General features: G+C 57.6%; 20 protein-coding genes. 15 read left to right on the forward strand and 5 right to left on the reverse strand.

Features of this window, described 5'->3' with window-relative positions; genetic code table 11:
- Together ABIB18_RS21660 and ABIB18_RS21665 are read right to left on the reverse strand one after the other, a co-directional pair.
- Nucleotides 1-63 (reverse strand): hypothetical protein (locus ABIB18_RS21660; RefSeq protein ID WP_223226699.1); only part of this gene is annotated, 63 nt, incomplete at its 3' end.
- Between the two features lie 500 nt (nt 64-563).
- The gene (locus tag ABIB18_RS21665; RefSeq protein ID WP_089562419.1) at nt 564-1,574 is read right to left on the reverse strand and encodes a LacI family DNA-binding transcriptional regulator; all 1,011 of its coding nucleotides are present in this window, start codon (nt 1,572-1,574) and stop codon (nt 564-566) included.
- A gap of 109 nt (nt 1,575-1,683) precedes the next feature.
- Here ABIB18_RS21665 and ABIB18_RS21670 point away from each other — a divergent pair, with 109 nt between their 5' ends.
- The 5 genes from ABIB18_RS21670 to ABIB18_RS21690 all read left to right on the forward strand — a co-directional run bounded on the left by ABIB18_RS21670 (nt 1,684) and on the right by ABIB18_RS21690 (nt 4,999).
- A complete protein-coding gene (locus tag ABIB18_RS21670) occupies nt 1,684-2,697 on the forward strand; it encodes a Gfo/Idh/MocA family oxidoreductase (RefSeq protein WP_089562418.1) in 1,014 nt (337 codons plus the stop codon).
- Nucleotides 2,698-2,928: 231 nt separating this feature from the next.
- Entirely contained in the window at nt 2,929-3,156 is a 228-nt protein-coding gene (locus ABIB18_RS21675; protein WP_046289398.1) for a hypothetical protein, read from the forward strand.
- Nucleotides 3,153-3,689 (forward strand): tetratricopeptide repeat protein, encoded by a 537-nt coding sequence (locus ABIB18_RS21680; RefSeq protein WP_031377952.1) that lies wholly within the window; start codon nt 3,153-3,155, stop codon nt 3,687-3,689. Before ABIB18_RS21675 ends, ABIB18_RS21680 begins: the two co-directional genes overlap by 4 nt.
- Nucleotides 3,690-3,746: 57 nt before the next feature.
- Complete coding sequence (locus ABIB18_RS21685; RefSeq protein WP_181956060.1) at nt 3,747-4,223, forward strand: sigma-70 family RNA polymerase sigma factor; 477 nt, start codon at nt 3,747-3,749, stop codon at nt 4,221-4,223.
- On the forward strand, nt 4,220-4,999 hold the full coding sequence (locus ABIB18_RS21690) for an anti-sigma factor family protein (protein ID WP_354475672.1): 780 nt from the start codon (nt 4,220-4,222) through the stop codon (nt 4,997-4,999). Before ABIB18_RS21685 ends, ABIB18_RS21690 begins: the two co-directional genes overlap by 4 nt.
- Nucleotides 5,000-5,016: 17 nt before the next feature.
- Here the strand turns inward: ABIB18_RS21690 and ABIB18_RS21695 are convergent, their stop codons facing one another.
- A complete protein-coding gene (locus ABIB18_RS21695) occupies nt 5,017-5,595 on the reverse strand; it encodes a YceI family protein (RefSeq protein WP_354475674.1) in 579 nt (192 codons plus the stop codon).
- A gap of 776 nt (nt 5,596-6,371) precedes the next feature.
- Here ABIB18_RS21695 and arnB point away from each other — a divergent pair.
- From arnB to ABIB18_RS21735, 8 genes are all read left to right on the forward strand, one after another.
- Nucleotides 6,372-7,517: a UDP-4-amino-4-deoxy-L-arabinose aminotransferase gene (gene arnB, locus ABIB18_RS21700; protein WP_354475676.1), complete on the forward strand. Its 1,146-nt coding sequence runs from the start codon at nt 6,372-6,374 to the stop codon at nt 7,515-7,517.
- Nucleotides 7,510-8,505, forward strand: coding sequence for an undecaprenyl-phosphate 4-deoxy-4-formamido-L-arabinose transferase (arnC, locus tag ABIB18_RS21705; protein ID WP_031377949.1), 996 nt, complete (start codon nt 7,510-7,512; stop codon nt 8,503-8,505). Before arnB ends, arnC begins: the two co-directional genes overlap by 8 nt.
- On the forward strand, nt 8,502-10,484 hold the full coding sequence (arnA, locus tag ABIB18_RS21710; protein ID WP_089562415.1) for a bifunctional UDP-4-amino-4-deoxy-L-arabinose formyltransferase/UDP-glucuronic acid oxidase ArnA: 1,983 nt from the start codon (nt 8,502-8,504) through the stop codon (nt 10,482-10,484). Before arnC ends, arnA begins: the two co-directional genes overlap by 4 nt.
- Nucleotides 10,481-11,398, forward strand: a complete 918-nt coding sequence (arnD, locus tag ABIB18_RS21715) for a 4-deoxy-4-formamido-L-arabinose-phosphoundecaprenol deformylase (protein ID WP_354475678.1) — start codon at nt 10,481-10,483, stop codon at nt 11,396-11,398. The genes arnA and arnD overlap by 4 nt, the downstream gene beginning before the upstream one ends.
- Nucleotides 11,389-13,050 carry a lipid IV(A) 4-amino-4-deoxy-L-arabinosyltransferase gene (arnT, locus tag ABIB18_RS21720; RefSeq protein ID WP_159224016.1) on the forward strand — a complete coding sequence of 554 codons (1,662 nt, stop codon included), beginning with the start codon at nt 11,389-11,391 and terminating at the stop codon, nt 13,048-13,050. The genes arnD and arnT overlap by 10 nt, the downstream gene beginning before the upstream one ends.
- Entirely contained in the window at nt 13,050-13,373 is a 324-nt protein-coding gene (gene arnE, locus ABIB18_RS21725) for a 4-amino-4-deoxy-L-arabinose-phosphoundecaprenol flippase subunit ArnE (RefSeq protein WP_159224015.1), read from the forward strand. The genes arnT and arnE overlap by 1 nt, the downstream gene beginning before the upstream one ends.
- Nucleotides 13,370-13,738: a 4-amino-4-deoxy-L-arabinose-phosphoundecaprenol flippase subunit ArnF gene (arnF, locus tag ABIB18_RS21730; RefSeq protein ID WP_046289404.1), complete on the forward strand. Its 369-nt coding sequence runs from the start codon at nt 13,370-13,372 to the stop codon at nt 13,736-13,738. The genes arnE and arnF overlap by 4 nt, the downstream gene beginning before the upstream one ends.
- Nucleotides 13,739-14,057: 319 nt before the next feature.
- Nucleotides 14,058-15,587 carry a Fic family protein gene (locus tag ABIB18_RS21735; protein ID WP_354475681.1) on the forward strand — a complete coding sequence of 510 codons (1,530 nt, stop codon included), beginning with the start codon at nt 14,058-14,060 and terminating at the stop codon, nt 15,585-15,587.
- Nucleotides 15,588-15,619: 32 nt separating this feature from the next.
- Here the strand turns inward: ABIB18_RS21735 and ABIB18_RS21740 are convergent, their stop codons facing one another.
- Nucleotides 15,620-16,564, reverse strand: coding sequence for a LysR family transcriptional regulator (locus tag ABIB18_RS21740; RefSeq protein WP_354475683.1), 945 nt, complete (start codon nt 16,562-16,564; stop codon nt 15,620-15,622).
- Between the two features lie 94 nt (nt 16,565-16,658).
- On the opposite strand from ABIB18_RS21740, the gene ABIB18_RS21745 reads away from it, so the two are divergent.
- A complete protein-coding gene (locus ABIB18_RS21745; RefSeq protein WP_031377945.1) occupies nt 16,659-17,147 on the forward strand; it encodes a GNAT family N-acetyltransferase in 489 nt (162 codons plus the stop codon).
- Between the two features lie 117 nt (nt 17,148-17,264).
- Nucleotides 17,265-18,734: an amidase family protein gene (locus ABIB18_RS21750; protein WP_354475685.1), complete on the forward strand. Its 1,470-nt coding sequence runs from the start codon at nt 17,265-17,267 to the stop codon at nt 18,732-18,734.
- Between the two features lie 45 nt (nt 18,735-18,779).
- Here ABIB18_RS21750 and ABIB18_RS21755 read toward each other — a convergent pair whose 3' ends face one another.
- Nucleotides 18,780-18,989, reverse strand: a complete 210-nt coding sequence (locus ABIB18_RS21755; protein WP_316554045.1) for a YdgH/BhsA/McbA-like domain containing protein — start codon at nt 18,987-18,989, stop codon at nt 18,780-18,782.
- Nucleotides 18,990-19,408: the final 419 nt, after the last annotated feature.

A 19,408-nucleotide genomic window follows, 5' to 3' on the forward strand; every position in this document is an offset into this window, starting at 1 on the left:
GAACTTTTGCTTTGCCACGGAACGGTCTGCGTTGTCGGGAAGATACGTGATCTGATCCTTCAACTCAGCAAAAGTTCGATTTATTCAACAAAGCCGCGTTCCGGTGTTAACAGAACCGTAAGAGGTATCTGTAAGCGCCGTCATTATCAGACATCTCAAGCCAGGATAAAGTTGATATAAATCGTCATAGTGATCGGGTCTGGTTGTTTATTAATCAGTGCTATTTAGGTTAAATAAAATTAATACTTAAGTGCGTTCTACTACTGAATGCTATTTATCTGTAATTAAAGGGTATTTTCTTTTTCGGATAAATATTCCTGGTTTTATTATTAACCTGATTTCAACAAACCCTAAATAACCAGACAACGGCTGGTCCAGAAATAAAATGGAAAAATAAAATAAGTTTGACCGGGAGGATATGATGACCCGCAGTGCGCGTGCTGGAAGGCGCAGCCGCAAACCCTAAAGGGTAAAGTGGTGACATAAATGGCTCATCCGCTAATCCCGCAGCTGGTTTGAAGCTGGCGTGCAGGGTGGGAGGGCAGGCATTGATAGCCTGTTGCTTAAACACTATTTTCAGAGGTGTAAATGACGAACTCAACTTTTCCGGCAGCGTAGGTGTCGGGCTTTTCTCCCTGTTCCAGATAGTTCAGCATCAGTTGCAGTGCCAGCTGCGCATGTTGCCGGGTGTTCTGGTCCAGCGTCAGGGCAAGACTTTGCTGCGCCAGCAGCGTGCGGGTAGTGGAATAGAGCTCATGGGCGATCCACACGCACTGATTCAGGCGGCGATGGCGCGCCAGCGCCTGGCCTATTTCGGTATTTCCCAGTCCCGTATTGTAAATACCCAGCAGATTGCCGCCGCGGATCAGCTGTTTTTCCAGCAGTTTGCTGATGACATCGCGATTTTCCTCAGCCGCCAGCTCCTCCCGCAAATGAAGATGCGGAAAACGCGCGCTCAGCACATCCCGAAAGCCGTCGATCCGCTCCCGGTGCGCGGTGTAATCCATCCGTCCACTGACCATCAGTACCTCACCCGGCTGTTGCAGCATTTTGCCCATCAGTTGACCGGCGGTGCGTCCTGCTTTCCGCTGGTCTATGCCGACGTGACAGAGCCGGGCCGCGTCAGGCAGATCGGTCACCAGCGTGATAACCGGCACGCCACGCGCCTCACAGTGCGCCAGCGCAGCGTAAATCGCCGGATGTGCCTGCGCAAACACCATCAGGCCGTCCCGCGTTTCACTGCCAGCCATAATGCGCTGTGCCAGTCGCTCATGCTGCGCTTCAGGCACAAAGGTACGGTGCAGCGTCAGCCGCTGATAGCCCGGATGCATTGCCGCTTCAATCAAATCCTGCGCCAGCTGGCGGAAGAAAAAGGCATCGTTGCTGCTGATTAACACCTCAATCTGCCACGGCTGGCGATGCTCTTGCGGCAAAATGCGTTTCAGACCGCTGTCACGCGCGGCCTGCAGGACTTTACGCACCGTCTGGGGTGACACGCCACCGCGCTCATTGAGCACCCGATCCACGGTCGCCAGACCGACACCCGCACGCCGGGCGATCTCTTTCAGCGACATTCTTTTCTCCCCTGAGGTAAAGACCTCAACAACGCGATGTCACCAGTGTAACCAGCAAGGCTAAGCTGCAAACGGCGCTTTCCACTGGACTATGATGGAGTTCAAATAAATGAATAAAAAGCAACGTGTTGCCCTGCTGGGCTGTGGATTTATAGGCGAAGTGCATGCCGTCAATCTGCAGGCGCATCCGGCCACAGAACTGGTCTCGGTAACCGATACCGATAGCGCACGCGCCGCTGCATTTGCTGCGCGTTTTGCTGCTCACGCCGCGCCAGTCAGCCAGGTAATGAACGATGACAGTATCGATATGGTGCTCATCGCCAGTGCGACACCGACCCATGCCGATCTGCTGGTGGCGGCGGCGCGTGCCGGCAAAGCGATCTACTGTGAGAAACCTATCGATCTGTCTCTGGAGCGCGCGCGCCGGGTGGTGGCTCAGGTGTTGCCCTGTAATGTGCCGGTAACGGTCGGATTCAATCGCCGTTTCGACATCAGCCACCAGCAGCTTAAGCAGCAGCTCCGGCAGGGCAGAGTCGGGCCAGCTGAGTTGATTCAGATGGTCTGCCGTTCTTCAGAGATGCCGCCGCTGGCCTATCTGCAGGCGTCCGGGGGACAGATGCGTGACCAGGCGATCCATTTTTTTGATCTGCTACGCTGGCTGACCGATGACGAAGTGACGGAAGTGGCCGCCATGGGGGCGGCGCTGGCGCTGCCGGCCATCAGCGATTTTGCAGACGTAGACACCAGCACGCTGCTGCTGCGGCTGCAACGTGGCGGGCTGGCGCAACTGGATAACGCCCGCCGCACCGGCTACGGCTACGACGAGCGGATCAGCGTGATGGGGCCGCTTGGTATGCTGGAGTCCCGCAGTCAGCAGCAGCAGGGCGTGACCTGCTATCAGCGCGAGCAGATCCAGCAGCCCGGGCTGCTGCCTGACTGGCTCAGCCGGGTAAAGGCGACCTGGTATGCGCAACTGGATGCGTTTGTCCGTTCGCTGAATGGCGAGACGGTTGCCGATCTGCCTGGGCTGGAAGATGGTCTGCAAGCCCAGGCGATTGCTGAGGCGGCGGTGATTTCGCTGGCCGAACATCGCTTCTGTCCGGTTGAAAAAGTCTCGCTGTAATCCGGACCGGCAGGACGATCTGCCTGCCGGTCACTGATGCGCTGTTGAGTTTGCCGTCTGCCGCCATCGCGCCCTGAGTGTGGTAACAGCTTCAGCCCGCGCTGCTGATTATCCCGTGCCTGGCATGCGCCTGACTCGCTGCCGCCCTCCACCGCAGTGACAAAAAAATTATCGAATAGAAACCGGCGGTGAAGTGTTTACTGCTCAGTGAACCTTTTCAGGACAACGACGATGCCCTCTGTTCGTTTCTTCCCGGCCCGACAGGTCTCTTTTTCCATGTTGACGGCCGCGCGTGGCACTGCGCTTCGCCGGGCGCTGCCTGAGCACGACAGCCGGCAACGTGAAATCGTTCAGACGCTGAAGGCCCGCCTGCGCTGGCCGCGCACCGTCAATATTTTCACCCTCGCGACAGAGTACTGCCTCGTCGTGCTAACTCAGCGATTCAAGGATCAATCATGAAAAAGTGCTATGGCGTCCGCCTGTTTGCCGTTCCCGTACTGCTGCTCACCCTGCACGCGCCGCTGAGTATGGCGATGGGCGATAATGACAGTGATACAAAGGTGCCGGACTGCCCCAAAGGGCAGGTTTATAACGGTAAAACCAAAGCCTGCGTGCCGGAAAAGACCAGCATGCTCAGCGATGAGGATAAAACGCGCTACGCCTACCATCTGGCGAAAAAAGGCGAATATCAGGCGGCACTGAACCTGCTGGATACGCTGAAAAATCCGGATACGCGCGAGGCGTGGAATTATCGCGGTTATGCCACCCGCAAGCTGGGCCGCACCGATGAAGGGATTGGTTATTACCAGCGCGCCATTGCGATCGATCCGCGTTACGCTAAAGTGCGCGAATATCTTGGTGAAGCCTGGATGATCAAAGGGCGTCCCGATCTGGCGCGCGAGCAGTTAAAAACCATTGCCGGAATTTGCGGTACAGATTGCGAGGAATATCGTGATCTGCAGGCAGCCATCAACGGGCATCCTGAAACCTGATCGGTGGGGGAGAGCAAAATTACCTATAGCGACGTCCGACAGCACCTTGCGGCGCACCTGACGCGCCTCTGGCGTTATGGCTATGTGCTGTCGCACAACCGCGATCTGGCCGAAGAGCTGGTGCAGTCGACCTGCGTGCGCGCGCTGGAGCGGAGCGCGCAGTATACGCCGGGCACCCGCATTGACAGGTGGCTGTTCTCTATTCTGCACTCTATCTGGGTCAGTGATTTGCGCGCGCGTAAAGTCCGGCAGGGACAGGGTTTTGTCGATCCCGATCTGCTGCTGGCTGCCGATACGCACCCCGCAGATGATGATAACCGCCATTTCCGGCGCATCATGCAGCAGGTCAACGCGCTGCCCGAAGCGCAGCGGAATGCCCTGTTCCTGGTTTACGTGGAAGGGCTCTCCTATCAGGAAGCGGCCGATACGGTATCGGTACCGATTGGCACTATTATGAGCCGTCTGGCCGCCGCCCGCGCCACGCTGGCGAAAACAACCACGGCCCCGCCCGTCCCGCAGGAGAAACGGCTATGACCACAGGGAATTTTATGCCGCCGTGGCGCGACGAAGTGATTGTCGCCTGGCTGGATGGTGAGATGAGCCGTCACGATGCGGTGCAGTTTGAACAGGATATCGTGCGTGATCCGCTGCTGGCAGCACGGGTTGAGGAACTGCGTAATGGCAGCATCGATTTTCAGCAGGCTTTTGCACCGTTACTGGAACAGGCGCCGCAGCAAATAATGGCGCAGCGGCTGGCGGCGCTGTCGCCGGCGTCACCCGTGGCTGGCTACAGTCGCCGTGCGCTGATTGCCGCCTCGGTGAGCTTTCTGCTGGTGGGAAGTGGTCTCGGTTTACTGGCCCGCCCGGCACCGGAAAGCGCCGACGAAAGCCAGAATGTCCGCGATCTTGAGGCGCGCTACATGTCGCTTTACAGTGCGGAAACCCTGGCGGATACGCCGGGCGATCCCGATCTGTTGCAACGTGGCCTGGATCGCACCCGGCTCGATTTGGGCCTGCAGATTACGCAACAGCAGCTGCACCTGCCGCAGGCTGAGCTGAAAATGGTGCGGATGCTGCGCTATGAGCGCACCTCAATTGCGCAGATTGCCTGGCTACACGCCGATTTCGGCCCGCTGGCGCTCTGTATCTCGCCCGAAACGCAGGCAAGCCATGTCGTTCAGCGCGAGCAGCGCCACGGTATGCAGCTCGCCTGGTGGGCAGATCAGCGACATCAGTTTGTACTGATCGGCCGTAATCCACCGCGGCAACTGGCCGCAATCGCCGAAGCATTACGGTCAGCGCTGCGCTGAGGCTGATTGCACAGCGGTTATAACGGGGACTTCGTCTGAGCCGTGATGGTAAGGGCAATCGCCACGCGGTCATCGACTATCCCGACCAGCCGGTCAACCCGGAAGGCGGTGCGGGATATCGCGGTGCTGGCATGCAGCGTCAGCGACTGTGATGAAGACGTGAGCGGCTGGCCACCCTCCAGTGTCGCCAGCATCACCACCGGACGGCTGACATCTTTCACCGTCAGGACGCCAAAGATTCGGTATTCCCCCGCTCCCAGCGCGGCAACCCGGCTGCTGACGAAGCGAATCCCCGGGTAATGCTGCGCATCAAAGAACATGTCACTTTTTAGCTGCCAGGTTAATAACGTATTTGAGGCGACCAGCGTATCGACTGGAATATTCACCTCAATACGATCGTCCCTGTCCTGATCGGGGTTCAGCGTCACGGTACCGGTCACGCCTTCAAGATGCGCCTGTGAAAAGCTGTGGCCAAAGGCACGCCACGACAGCCCGATGGCAGTTTTATCGGTGGCGATGGCGTAGGTGATTGGCGCGGCGTGAAGCGACGCGCTTAAGAAACAGCTCAGGCTTAACAGACAGGCGGTGCGGATCATCAGATGGTTCTCTTTATACGTGCAGGTAAGGTGTTAACGTCTGTCGGGCTGTATGTATTCATTTTATCGCACGGCCAGCTTTACTATCGCCTGAATAACACCGGCCAGTAGCGCGAATAGCGTTATTGCCCGGCACCGCGCTTGACCGCCATCAGCATATTTTCGCAACTGCAACCGCTGGCCTGCAGGGGAATAGCCGGGTGCTAACAACATCGATCTCCACGCACGGTTAACAGGTGAGTACAGTGCGTGCGTAAACCGGCATGGCTAATATTAAGAAAACCTTAAGCTGATAACATTTCTTCTCAAATTATTCTTCCGTGCGAGTCACAGCGATTTTAATTCATTTTTCGTGCCGGAACCGTTTTTATCATTATGAAAATAAACGCTTTTTAATCGATTTCTGGTCATTAATTCAATTTTATGACAAAGCCATTAACTCTCCTGATATTCATCGATTATAAACGTATTGTCAATAAAGTGGAGAGAGTGGCAATCGACATGATTATTAATATTAAATAACTGAACTTTTCCAGAAATCATTAAATGAAACTGTTTTTATTTTATTGGGTTTAACCCACTTCATTTAATGTTTAGTTAACTTTTGTGCGTTAGCGTGTATCACCAGTCTGATATTTTTAATTTATTAAGAAGATCAACGTGCTCTGTTTTGAAAGGGTGTCGGCGGGAGATTCGCTATTTCCTCGCTATTACTGGCGTTGCGCATGATTAACCGTGCGTGCCTGTTTATTGTGTAGAACTGCAGGAGCTTCACCATGGCATTTTTGCCTTTTTCACGCCCCGCGTTTGGCGATGAGGAACTGGCCGCCGTAAAAGCGGTTTTTGACTCCGGCTGGATAACCACCGGCGCGAAATGCGCCGAGCTGGAGCAGGCATTTATTCAGCTGACCGGCAATCAGCATGCAATCGCCGTCAGTTCGGCGACGGCGGGGATGCACGTCACGTTGATGGCCCTCGGCATTCAGCTGGGCGATGAGGTGATTACCCCGTCGATGACCTGGGTTTCCACCCTCAATCTGATCACCCTGCTTGGGGCAACGCCGGTGATGATTGATGTGGACCCGGATCATCTGATGGTGATGCCCGGGCAGATTGCCCGCGCCATCACGCCGCGCACCCGCGCCATTATACCGGTGCACTACGCCGGTGTGCCGGTGGATCTGGAGCCGATTTATCAGCTGGCGCGCCAGCACGGCATTGCGGTGATCGAAGACGCCGCCCATGCGGTCGGTACCACTTATCATGGCCAGCATGTCGGGCATCAGGGCACCGCGATTTTTTCCTTTCATGCGATTAAAAATATCACCTGCGCGGAGGGCGGCCTGGTGGTGACGGATGACGCCGCGCTGGCCGATCGGATCCGCAGCCTGAAGTTTCACGGTCTGGCGGTTGATGCCTTCGACCGCCAGACTCACGGCCGCCAGCCGCAGGCTGAAGTGATGATGCCGGGCTTTAAATACAACCTGCCTGACATCAGCGCCGCGATAGCGCTGGTGCAGTTAAAAAAACTGCCGGGTTTTATCGCGCGCCGCAGTGAGATTGCCCGGCGCTATCTGGATGCCCTGCAAACGCTGCCGTTCACGCCACTGTCGCTGCCCGACTGGCCGCATCAGCATGCGTGGCATCTGTTTATTCTGCGCATCGATGAGTCGCGCTGCGGACTGTCACGCGATGCGTTTATGCAGGCGCTGAAAGCGCGGGAGATAGGATCGGGACTGCATTTCCGCGCTGCCCATACCCACAAATATTACCGTGAGCACTACCCGCAGCTGCGTTTGCCTGCCAGTGAACGCAACAGCCAGCAAATGTGTTCGATCCCGCTGTTCCCCGGCATGACCGATCAGGATGTGGAACGGGTGATCGCGGCGTTGCATGACATTGCGGGAGCCTGTAATGCGTGACGTAAAACCCATCAACCTGCTGTCCGTGGTTATCCCGGTCTACAACGAGCAGGAGAGTCTGCCTGAACTGATTCGCCGCACCCGCGCAGCCTGCGATCCGCTGGAACTGGAGTATGAAATCCTGCTGGTCGATGACGGCAGCAGCGATCGCTCAGCAGAGGTCATTGAACAGGCGGCAGCCCTTCCGGATAGCCCGGTGATTGGGGTGCTGCTCAACCGTAATTATGGTCAGCACTCCGCCATCATGGCGGGCTTCAGCCACGTCCGCGGCGACGTCATTGTCACGCTTGATGCCGATCTGCAAAATCCGCCGGAAGAGATCCCGCGGCTGGTTGACGCCGCCCGTCAGGGTTATGACGTGGTCGGGACCGTGCGGCAACAGCGGCAGGATAGCTGGTTCCGTCGTCAGGCCTCCCGCACCCTCAATCGGCTGATCCAGCGGGTGACCGGCCAGGCGATGGGCGATTACGGCTGCATGTTACGCGCCTACCGTCGTCATATTGTCGATGCGATGCTCAACTGCCACGAACGCAGCACCTTTATTCCGATACTGGCGAATACCTTTGCCCGCCACACCATTGAGCTGCCGGTCATCCACGCCGAACGGGCGTTTGGCGACTCGAAATACAGCTTCATGCGGCTGATCAACCTGATGTATGACCTGGTGACCTGCCTGACCACCACGCCACTGCGCTTGCTCAGCGTGGTCGGCAGCCTGATTGCGCTGACCGGCTTCGCCTTTTCCCTGGTGTTAATTGTGCTGCGGCTGTTCTTTGGTGCCGCCTGGGCGGGCGACGGCGTTTTCGTGTTGTTCGCCGTGCTGTTCATGTTTATCGGCGCGCAGTTCGTCGGTATGGGCCTGCTCGGTGAGTATATCGGGCGTATTTATAACGATGTTCGGGCGCGTCCGCGCTATTTCGTTCAACGGGTTGTTAAGGCTCCGCAAGCGCCTTCAGTACAGCCATCAGTACAGGAAAGTTCACTATGAAGACCCTCGTTTTCGCCTACCACGACATGGGCTGTGTTGGTATCACGGCGTTGCTGAATGCTGGCTATGAGATCGCCGCCATTTTTACCCACAACGATGAGGCGACCGAAAATCACTTTTTCGGATCGGTGGCGCGGCTGGCGGCTGAGCATGGTATCCCGGTCTATGCCCCGGACGAGGCGAACCATCCGATCTGGCTTGACCGCATCCGCACTCTGGCACCCGACATGATTTTTTCGTTCTACTACCGGCATCTGCTGAGCGACGAGATTTTGCAGTGCGCCCGTCATGGCGCGTTTAATCTGCACGGTTCGCTGCTGCCAAAATATCGGGGCCGGGCACCGCTCAACTGGGCGTTGATCAATGGCGAGCGCGAGACCGGCGTCACCCTGCACCGGATGGTGAAACGGGCCGATGCCGGTAATATCCTGGCGCAGCAGCGGGTGGCGATTGAGGATCAGGACACGGCGCTGACCCTGCACCGCAAACTGTCGGCGGCGGCGGAACAGCTGCTGAACGATCTGCTGCCCGATCTGCGTCGCGGGCAAATCAGCGAATGGCCGCAGGAGGAGAGCCAGGCTAGCCGGGTTGGACGGCGCACCGCCGAAGATGGCCGCATCGACTGGCATCAGCCGGCGCAGGCGATTCACAATCTGGTCAGGGCAGTCACCGATCCCTGGCCGGGTGCCTTCGCCTTTGCCGGCTCGGTAAAATTTATCGTCTGGAAGAGCCGGGTTCATCCGCAGCAACACCACGCCAGGCCGGGCACGGTGCTGTCGAAACACCCTTTTCTGATCGCCTGTGGTGACGGCGCGCTGGAGATCCAGACCGGGCAGTCTGAGCATGGCGTCTACATGAACGGCAGCCAGCTGGCGCAAAGCTTAGGGATGGTGCCGGGCGCGCTGCTCTACTCGCAACCGCAGTCGGTACTGCAGCGCCGTACCCGGGTGTTGATCCTCGGCGTAAACGGCTTTATCGGTAACCATCTCACCGAACGGCTATTACAGGATGACCACTTTGAGGTTTATGGACTGGATATCAGTTCCGATGCCATCAGCCGTTTTCTCGATCATCCACACTTTCACTTTGTCGAGGGGGATATCGCTATCCATTCCGAATGGATTGAGTACCACATTAAGAAATGTGACGTCATTCTGCCGCTGGTGGCGATTGCGACACCGATCGAATACACCCGTAATCCGCTGCGGGTGTTTGAGCTGGATTTCGAGGAGAACCTCAAAATCATCCGCGACTGCGTGAAGTATCAAAAGCGCATCATCTTCCCCTCTACCTCGGAGGTGTACGGCATGTGTACCGACGCCAGCTTTGATGAGGACTGCTCCAATCTGGTGGTCGGACCGATTAACAAGCAGCGCTGGATCTATTCGGTATCAAAACAGCTGCTGGATCGGGTGATCTGGGCCTACGGCGAGAAAGAAGGGCTGCGTTTCACCCTGTTCCGTCCGTTCAACTGGATGGGACCGCGGCTGGATAACCTCAATGCGGCGCGCATCGGCAGTTCACGCGCCATCACCCAGTTGATCCTCAACCTGGTCGAGGGTTCTCCGATCAAGCTGATAGATGGCGGCAGGCAGAAGCGCTGCTTTACCGACATTCAGGATGGGGTGGAAGCGCTGTTCCGGATTATCGAAAACAAGCAGCAGAACTGTGATGGTCAAATCATCAACATTGGCAACCCGGATAACGAAGCCAGCATTAAAGAGCTGGCAGAGCAGCTGCTGGCCAGCTTCGAACGTCATCCATTGCGTCACCAGTTCCCGCCGTTTGCCGGTTTCCGTGAGGTGGAGAGCAGCAGCTACTACGGCAAAGGCTATCAGGATGTCGAGCACCGCAAACCGGCGATCCGCAACGCGCGCCGGCTGCTGGGCTGGACGCCGACCGTGACGATGGATACCACCATCGATAATACGCTCGACTTCTTCCTGCGAACCCTTGAGCAGCAGGCTGATCATCGATGAAAAGGATCGGTCTGCGGATTGACGTGGATACCTGGCGCGGCACGCAGCAGGGCGTACCGGCGCTGCTGGCGCTGTTCAGGCAGCACGCCATACGCGCCAGTTTTTTCTTCAGTGTCGGACCCGACAACATGGGACGCCATCTGTGGCGTCTGATTAAGCCGGCTTTTCTGTGGAAAATGATGCGTTCGCGCGCCGCCTCGCTGTACGGCTGGGACATCCTGCTGGCCGGCACCGCCTGGCCGGGCAAGCCGATTGGGCGCGGCCTGAGTCGCATTATGCAGGAGACGGCCCGGCAGCATGAGGTCGGACTGCACGCCTGGGATCATTTTGCCTGGCAAACCTGGGCCGGTGTCTGGCCGGAAGAGAAACTGATTGAGCAGATAGCCCGCGGCAACGAGACGCTGAGCGAGATCCTGGGTCAGCCCATCCGCTGCTCGGCCGCCGCAGGCTGGCGCGCCGATGGGCGGGTGATGGCTGCTAAACAGAACTTTGGCTTTCACTACAACAGCGACTGCCGTGGCAGCGGCCCGTTCCTGCCGATACTGCCTGACGGGCAGCCCGGCACGGTACAGATACCGGTCACGCTGCCCACCTGGGATGAAGTAGTGGGCCGACAGGTCAGTGCGAACGGTTTCAATGGCTATATCCTCGAGCAGATGCTCTCCGCCGGGGAAACGCCGGTTTACACCATTCATGCCGAGGTGGAAGGCATTGTCGGCTATCAGGACTTTGCCACGCTGCTGACGTGGGCGGGCCGCAACGGCATTGAGTTTTGCCCGTTAAGCGCGCTGTTGCCTGCCGATCTCTCAACCCTGCCGCGCGGCAAAGTGGTGAGAGGCGAAATTGCCGGGCGGGAAGGGTGGCTGGGCTATCAGAAACTGATTGATGAGGTGAAAGAGCCCCGATGCGGATAACCAGCAAATGGCTGCTTTTTTTGGGTTTTTTTGCCCTGTATTACCTGATCCCGCCGATGTTTCGCGATCTCTGGCAGCCGGATGAAACCCGCTATGCTGAGATCAGCCGCGAGATGCTGGCGACCGGTGACTGGGTGGTACCGCATTTTTTCGGCCTGCGCTATTTTGAAAAGCCGGTGGCGGGCTATTGGGTCAACACGCTGTGCCAGTGGCTGTTTGGTCACACTCTTTTTGGCGTGCGGGCCGGATCGATAATCACTACCACGCTGACCGCCGCGCTTATTTACTGGCTGGGCAAACGGCTGTTTGATTCACGGCGTACGGCAGCGGTGGGCGCGGTGATTTTCCTCAGCTCTCTGCTGGTTTACGGCATCGGTACCTATGCGGTGCTCGATCCGATGCTGATGCTGTGGCTGGCGGCTGCGATGTGCAGCTACTGGCTGGCAACCCAATCTGACGCGCGCACCACCCGGGTCGGTGGCTACCTGCTGCTCGGCCTCGCCTGCGGTATGGGATTCATGACCAAAGGATTTCTGGCGCTGGCGGTGCCGGTGCTGGCGATTCTGCCGTGGGCGGTCTGGCGTCGGCGGGGCACTGAACTGCTGTTCTATGGTCCGCTGGCGGTGCTGGCGGCTGCCGCGATTAGCGCACCCTGGGCGCTGGCGATCTGGCATCAGGCGCCCGATTTCTGGCACTACTTCTTCTGGGTTGAGCATATTCAGCGTTTTGCCGAACCGAATGCGCAACACAAAGCGCCATTCTGGTATTACCTGCCGGTTTTACTGCTGGGGACGTTACCCTGGCTGGGACTGCTGCCCGGTGCGCTGATGACGGGCTGGCGCGAAGGTCAGTATCAGGCTGCCGCACGTTATCTGCTGAGCTGGACGGTGATGCCGCTGCTGTTTTTTAGCCTGGCAAAAGGCAAACTGCCGACCTATATTCTGCCCTGTTTTGTGCCGCTGTCGCTGCTGATGGCGCACTACGGACTACAGACGGCGCAGCGGGCGGGGCGGGCGCTGAAGATCAACGGCTGGCTGAATGCCCTGTATGGCGTGGTGATGCTGGCTGCTTTGCTACTGGTGCTGGCACCGTGGAGCCTGACACACCATCCGCTGTTTGCGCCGGATGAAAACAGCAAGCTGGCGCTGGCGGCGCTGGCGTTCCTCAGCTGGTCGCTGATCGGCCTGTACAGCACCCGTTACGCCAGCCATCGCTGGCAGGCAGCGGCGCTTTGCCCGTTAGTCGTTGCGCTGACGATCGGCCCTGTGATCCCGGATAAAATACGTGATGCCAAGCAGCCACAGCATTTTGTGGCGGCAATCAGCGATCGGCTGGCCGGCAGCCGTTATATTCTGGCGGATAATCCGGGCGTCGCCGCGGCGGTTGCCTGGCATCTGCGGCGCAGCGATATCGGTTTTTATGACCAGAAAGGCGAACTGGAATATGGGCTGGGCTATCCGGATGCGCAATCCCGCTTTGTCAGCGAGGCCGCTCTGGGCGGCTGGCTCGCGGCGCATCGCCGTACCGGTAGCGTGTCGTTGCTGTTGCTGGTTGATTCGGTGCACAGCGATATCGGAGCGGCGATCCCGGTACCGGATGCGGTTTATCGTCAGGGCAGACTGGTCAGCCTCTATTATGGTCAGACTCCCTGATGGTGCTGCTGATTGTGCTGGTGAGCCTGCTCAGCTGCAGCGCGCAGCTGTGTCAGAAACAGGCCACGCGGGTCAGCGGTTCCCGGCTGGCGGTTTCTGGCTGGCTGGCGGGCAGCGTACTGCTGCTGGTGATCGCCATGATCCTGTGGCTGGCGGTGTTGCAGCGGGTGCCGGTCAGCCAGGCGTATCCGATGCTGAGCCTCAATTTTATCTTTGTTGCGCTGGCGGCGCGCATCATCTGGCGTGAGCGCCTGACGCTGCGCCAGATCGGCGGCACGCTGCTGGTGGTGATTGGGGTGACGCTGATGGGCAGCCAGCTATGAAAGGCTACGGCTGGATAGCGGGCAGCGTGCTGCTGGTGTCAGCGGCCCAACTGATGATGCGCTGGGCAATGCCGCAACTGCCCGATCTGTATGGACCGATCTCATCCGGCAATCCGTTTGCCCTGTTGCCGGTTCTGCTGCTGATGGTCGGGCTCGTGGCCTACGGATTGTCGATGTTGTGCTGGCTACGGGCGCTGCACAGTTTTCCGCTCAGCCGGATTTATCCCCTGCTGAGCCTGAGCTATGTGCTGGTGTGGCTGGCGGCTGTCAGCCTGCCATTTTTCCATGAACCTTTTAGCTGGCGCGGGCTGGCAGGTATCGCCGTTATCATTCTCGGGGTAACGTGTCTGGTGCTGGAGGAATAAAACCTTCACCACCCCGGCCGCTCGCGTCACTTTATTGTGGTCAGACGGCAACGGACGCATCTGCCATCTGACCAGGCAATGCCGGTCCGTTCCATCGCTAATCTTATCTCCATTCCCATTCCCGGTGGTTACCCTGCTGTCCCGACTGGCGCGGTGATGAAATTGCGCCACGCCTGCCGGTTATCATTTTCACTGCTAATGTCGTTTTGATTACCCTTTTCGCGCGCGCATTCACGTTCTGCAGCTGGCGAAATTATCATTTCCGTGTTAAATCTGCTTTTTATTATCGTTTTTCGTCTTCTGATAAAGGATTTAACCCATGCTGGTCGGTTTTAAAGCGCTGTCTGAACGTTATGCTATTGAACTGGCGCAACCGCTGCGTGTGGCGTCCTTTATCGGCACCGTACGATCCCGCCACGAGAGTCAGGGGCAGATAGAGAACCGCTATCCGCCGAGCTACCGCCCGGAAGACGATATTGCTGGTCACTTCGCCTTTGGTCTCAAATATGAAGAGATCCATCTGGAGTTTTTTGCCCGCCTGTTTGCAGCCATCGGCCCCGAACCGCTGGAGAACTGGTGCCGCCGTGAGCCTTACGGGCAATATGCGCGCCGCGCCGGTTTTTTCTATGAGTGGCTGACCGGCGAGACGCTGGCAGTGCCGGATGTGACCAACGGCGGCTATGTGGATGCGATTTCAACCAAGGCCTACCTGACCCGCACCAGCCTCAAGCGGTCAAAACGCTGGCGCATCAATGACAATCTGCCTGGCAGCGTTGATTTCTGCCCGATAGTGCGTCGGACGGCCGCCACCGAACAGGCGCTGGCTTTTGATCTGCAGAGCGCCCTCGCTGAGCTGGATAATGCGTTTGGTGCCGATATCCTGCTGCGTACCGCCAGCTGGCTGACGTTTAAGGAATCCCGCGCCAGCTTTCTGATAGAGAAAGAGGCCAGCCAGGCCGATCGTATTCAGCGTTTTGCGCACGTCATTGCGCAATATTGCGGCCAGCTTGACGACCCGCTCAGCGATGCCAGTCTGCACACCCTGCAGAAGGGCATTCTCGGTCACGATGCGCTCGGACTGGGGCTGCGCCGCTCGCCGGTATTTGTCGGCCAGGCGACAATGCGCGAAGACATCGTCCATTACATTGCGCCGCAGTTTAGCGATGTTCCACGTTTTATGCAGGGCCTGAAAGCCTTCGAGCAGGCAACGCGCGGGGCAGAACCGCTGGCGCGGGCTGGCGTGATCGCTTTTGGTTTTGTCTATATCCATCCGATGCGCGATGGTAATGGCCGCATCCACCGCTTTTTAATCAACGATACGCTAATCCGCGACCATGCCGTGCCGGAGGGCGTTATTCTGCCGGTCTCGGCTACCATCACCAGTTCACTTGATTTCCGCGCTGGCTACGATCGCACGCTGGACGTTTTTTCAAAACGGCTGATGCGGCGCTACGCCGGCAGCTATCGGTTTGCTGAACTGATCACCTATGAAGATGGCACGCTGAGTAACTTTGTTTTCACTGACTATGACGATGCGCGTTTTGCCTGGCGTTATCCCGACCTGACCGAACAGGTGCTGTATACCGCCCGGGTGGTCGAGCATACGGTGCGAACAGAAATGGCAGATGAGGCCAGAGTGCTGGTGATTTTTCAGCGGGCGCAGGAGCGGTTGAAAGAGGTGATTGAGATGCCCGATCAGGATGCCAGCCGCATCATCCGTTCGCTGAAAGAGAATGGCTGGCAGGTTTCCGGCAAACTGAAAAAGGCCTTCCCGCAGCTTGATGATGCCGAAAAAGCCCAGCGGATTATCGCGGCAGTCAGATCGGCGTTTGAAGAGCCGGTGCGCTAGGCGGCAGCGTCTGTGGCAGGGCTATCAGGCCATTAGCCGACCGGCTGGGCTTGCCGGTTAAGCGTCAGATTCTGTCGCTGGATGCTCTGAAAAATATTGTTCTTCAGCCAGTCGGTAGAGGATTTCTTGCCGCTGCGTTGGTGGGAAAAAATTTTTACCGTAAAAGGGGGCGCATGGAAGGGCAATCTGAAGATTCTGACCTGCGCGACTGGCGCAATTTTACCGGCGGCAAAGGAGGGAATAGCCATCAGCAATTCACTCTCCGCCACAATGTGCGGCGAACTGAGCATTGACGGGGTTTTGAGCGCGATCCGGCGCGTCAGCCCCAGCCGGGCAAGATGCGTATCCAGCAACCCTTTTTTTTCATTCCACGGCGTCACCACCAGATGACCAGCGGCCAGATACTCCTCCAGCGTCAGGCTCTGGCGATTGATGTTACCGATCACCACAAATTCATCGCTGAATAAATCCACCTCATCCAGATCCTGATGCCGGACATCATCCGGCTCGCTAAAACTCAACGCCAGGTCAACCTCACCGGCCAGTAATTCTGTCAGCGCCGGGTTGTGCGGCAGGTGGCAGAGTTCGAAATTAACGCCGGGCGCGGTTTTTTCCAGCGCTTTGATCAGTTCCGGAAAGATACAAAAAGCGGTGTAGTCCGTTACGGCAACCCGAAAAGATTGGGTGCTGGTCCGGGGATCAAAGGGTTGTACCGGGCTGAGATGCTGATTGAGCACCGCGAGTGAGGCAGCAATATGCGGTGCCAGCTGGTGCGCAAAGACGCTGGGACACATCTTATGCCCTTCGCGATAGAACAGCGGATCTTTCAGGAATTCACGCAGGCGGGTTAACGCATGACTTAACGCAGAAGTACTCATAGAGAGTTCAACCGCAGCCAGCCTGACAGAGCGGTGGCGGTAGACGGCATCGAAAACAGGCAGAAGATTGAGATCGAGACGTCTCAGCACATGATGCATGAAATTCACCTGTAATTGATTTTATTGCACTTAATTCATTAAAGAATAGCGATTATCCTTACGGGCATCAAACAGTACTGATCAGAGAATATTTATGAGCGTGATTATTCGCCAGGCCAGCCCGGAAGATACGGATGCCCTCTATAACATGATCAACGGCTTATCCGTATACAGCGAAGCCCCCCTGCAGGCGATACCGGACGCTGACGAAATCAGACACGCCCTGTTTGGAGCTGACAGCACAGCAGAAGCCTACATCTGTGAAATTGAGGGGGTGATTGCAGGTTACTGCGTCATTTCGATGAGCTTTTCAACCTGGATTGGCCGCCAGAGCCTGAATATGGAAGACCTCTACTTTACGCCTGATTATCGCGGCAGAGGTGCGGGCAAAGCGATGCTCCATTACGTTGCTCAGCTGGCAGTCAGCCGGCAATGCAGCCGGATTGAGTGGAATGTGCTGGACTGGGATAAATCCGCGAAAGATTTTTATCAGAGTATTGATGCACTTCCGCTGAGTGAATGGGTGCGCTACCGGCTGGATGGCCCGGCGCTGGCGCGATTTGCCTCACGTGAACTCAACTGAACCAATTTGTAAAAACCGGCCGGCCCGTCCCGTGGCAGGATGATCTCAGCCGCCTCATCCTGAGGGCGGGAAAAGCACTGCGCACCTCGTGTTCGCGCGGAAAGGGCGGAATTTGTAATGAAAGAGAGATCAGCATTGCTGGCTTCGGGCTCAGCACGGGCGATCGGTGCGGCGATTGCGGCGGGTGAAATCAGCGCGCTTGAAGCTACCGAATGGTACCTGGATCGTATTGAGCGATTAGATCAGGGTAAAGAGGGCATTAACTGCGTCAGAACGGTATCCCGTCTGGCGCGGGAAGAGGCGCGACGTGCCGATGCCGCGCTGGCTGCCGGTCAGGCGGCAGGACCGCTGCATGGCGTGCCTTATCTGATCAAAGATAATGCGTTTACCCTCGACGGCAGCTTTGCCTCGGCAGGTGCCAGTGCGCTGGCAGAGTTTATCCCGCCTTATGAAGCGACGGTTGTGGCGCGTCTTCGCGAGGCGGGCGCTGTACTGCTGGGTAAAACTAACCTGACCGAATTTGCCGACTTCGTTGCCGAAACCATGCCCGCTGAGTTTAGCGGAGCGGGCGGTGTGGTGCGGCATCCGCTGGGCGGGCGATACGATCGGGGAATGGGTTCCAGCGTCGGGTCGGCGGCCGCGGTGGCAGCCGGTTTTTGCGGTTTTGCTATTGGCTCGGAAACACAAAGTTCGATTCAGGCTCCGGCGGTTCACAGTGCGGTCGTCGGCTTTAAACCCACGGTGGGCCGCGTCAGTCGTCACGGCTTTATTCCGCTGGTTGCCAGTCAGGATTCTCCCGGTCCGCTTACCCGGACCGTTGATGACGCGCAGCTGGTTTATCAGGCGATCGGCGGGGCGGATATCAAAGATACCGCCACGCTTACCGTTTTTCCGGCTGAAACCCGGGGTAATCAAAGCCTGCAGGGGCTGCGAATCGGCATCCCGCGGCGCTTTATCGCCGACACGGTGCTGACGCCCGACCGCGAGGCAGTGTTTGAACGCCTGCTGCACGCACTGGCCCAGGCGGGGGCGGTGATTGTCGATCCCTGCGATCTGCCTTCGGCAGAACAGCTGAATGGCGTGCGCTCATGCGTTTTTCGCGCGGAGTTTCGTGCCGGTCTTAACAGCCTGCTTACGGCGCTTAAGCCGTGCGGCATGCGCTCTCTGCAGGACATTATCGCGTGGAACAGCGCACATCCGCAGAGCATTCCCTATGGTCAGTCTCTGCTTGAAGCGACGGATGCCGCGCCGGATCTTCGCTCATCAGCCTATATTGACGATCGGCGGCAGGACATTGCCCTCAGCCTGAATGCCGGCATTCTGGCTGCGCTGAACGCCGGACCGGCAGATGTGCTGCTGTCGCCGATGTCGGCAGCGGCAAAATGCACCGGAAAAGCGGGCGCGCCGGTGGTGGCGATACCCGCAGGCGCAGATTCGGCAGGCTTGCCGTTCGGCGTTACGGTATACGCCGCGCCGGGCCAGGATGCAGCTATTTTGCAGGCAGCCATGGTCATTGAAAGCGTCATTGGCCAGCGTCTGATGCCCGCTATCACTGACACTGAGTCAGTAATCACAACAAAAAGCTGAACAGCAAAGGGCTGCCCGCGGGCAGCCCTGGTGCAGAAGCAGGGATTATTTAGTCAGGCGGGCAGTCATGTGCACCTGATTGCCGCTGTAGGCTTCCGTAATGCTGTAGCTGGCACCCGCCATTTTCGCTCTGGCGGCGATCTGCGCTTCGGCTGCGTCGAGCGTGGAGGCAGTGGCTGTCACCGTCTGCGCGAAGCTGGTGGTTGAAATCAGTGACAGAACAACGATTGCAGCGAATTTTTTGACGTTTTTCATGGCGATTTTCCCGGCGTTAATCTGTGTTTGTGAGGCGGACTGCCTCGATGGAGTGAAGGTTACGCAGGAAAGGCGGCGATGAAAATCCCGAAAATATGCTGAAGTAAATCAAAAAAATTGATGCATGCGATTTTCCGGTAACCCGGCGTCAGCCAGACAGACAGTCCGGGTCAGTATAGTTATACCTAAAGATAATAGTCCGAAGAAAAAAAGGTTCTTACAATGGCGCCAGACCGTTGCGCAACGCGAAAGCGGCTGGCCTCAGGGCGGATCGGTTTGATTCAGCTGACCAATCCGCGCTCGTGACCGGCTCTGCTGCCCAGCAAAGGCGGACGGCAAGCGGAATGAACCGCCAGCCGTTTCGTCACGGCTCTTCCGCTGACATCGGCAACTCTCCACCGTTCTCAGGTGACAAATCC

Source organism: Pantoea sp. UYEF8 (genome assembly GCF_040546285.1).
GTDB classification, from domain to species: domain Bacteria; phylum Pseudomonadota; class Gammaproteobacteria; order Enterobacterales; family Enterobacteriaceae; genus Pantoea; species Pantoea brenneri.

What these genes read in the sequence shown, in the direction of transcription:
- ABIB18_RS21665 (WP_089562419.1), bottom strand. Translation starts at nt 1,574, where the DNA reads ATGTCGCTGAAAGAGATCGCCCGGCGTGCGGGTGTCGGTCTGGCGACC.
- ABIB18_RS21670 (WP_089562418.1), top strand. Translation starts at nt 1,684, where the DNA reads ATGAATAAAAAGCAACGTGTTGCCCTGCTGGGCTGTGGATTTATAGGC.
- ABIB18_RS21755 (WP_316554045.1), bottom strand. Translation starts at nt 18,989, where the DNA reads ATGAAAAACGTCAAAAAATTCGCTGCAATCGTTGTTCTGTCACTGATT.
- ABIB18_RS21750 (WP_354475685.1), top strand. Translation starts at nt 17,265, where the DNA reads ATGAAAGAGAGATCAGCATTGCTGGCTTCGGGCTCAGCACGGGCGATC.
- ABIB18_RS21740 (WP_354475683.1), bottom strand. Translation starts at nt 16,564, where the DNA reads ATGCATCATGTGCTGAGACGTCTCGATCTCAATCTTCTGCCTGTTTTC.
- ABIB18_RS21735 (WP_354475681.1), top strand. Translation starts at nt 14,058, where the DNA reads ATGCTGGTCGGTTTTAAAGCGCTGTCTGAACGTTATGCTATTGAACTG.
- arnA (WP_089562415.1), top strand. Translation starts at nt 8,502, where the DNA reads ATGAAGACCCTCGTTTTCGCCTACCACGACATGGGCTGTGTTGGTATC.
- ABIB18_RS21680 (WP_031377952.1), top strand. Translation starts at nt 3,153, where the DNA reads ATGAAAAAGTGCTATGGCGTCCGCCTGTTTGCCGTTCCCGTACTGCTG.
- arnT (WP_159224016.1), top strand. Translation starts at nt 11,389, where the DNA reads ATGCGGATAACCAGCAAATGGCTGCTTTTTTTGGGTTTTTTTGCCCTG.
- ABIB18_RS21690 (WP_354475672.1), top strand. Translation starts at nt 4,220, where the DNA reads ATGACCACAGGGAATTTTATGCCGCCGTGGCGCGACGAAGTGATTGTC.
- arnD (WP_354475678.1), top strand. Translation starts at nt 10,481, where the DNA reads ATGAAAAGGATCGGTCTGCGGATTGACGTGGATACCTGGCGCGGCACG.
- arnB (WP_354475676.1), top strand. Translation starts at nt 6,372, where the DNA reads ATGGCATTTTTGCCTTTTTCACGCCCCGCGTTTGGCGATGAGGAACTG.
- ABIB18_RS21745 (WP_031377945.1), top strand. Translation starts at nt 16,659, where the DNA reads ATGAGCGTGATTATTCGCCAGGCCAGCCCGGAAGATACGGATGCCCTC.
- arnF (WP_046289404.1), top strand. Translation starts at nt 13,370, where the DNA reads ATGAAAGGCTACGGCTGGATAGCGGGCAGCGTGCTGCTGGTGTCAGCG.
- ABIB18_RS21675 (WP_046289398.1), top strand. Translation starts at nt 2,929, where the DNA reads ATGCCCTCTGTTCGTTTCTTCCCGGCCCGACAGGTCTCTTTTTCCATG.
- ABIB18_RS21695 (WP_354475674.1), bottom strand. Translation starts at nt 5,595, where the DNA reads ATGATCCGCACCGCCTGTCTGTTAAGCCTGAGCTGTTTCTTAAGCGCG.
- arnE (WP_159224015.1), top strand. Translation starts at nt 13,050, where the DNA reads ATGGTGCTGCTGATTGTGCTGGTGAGCCTGCTCAGCTGCAGCGCGCAG.
- arnC (WP_031377949.1), top strand. Translation starts at nt 7,510, where the DNA reads ATGCGTGACGTAAAACCCATCAACCTGCTGTCCGTGGTTATCCCGGTC.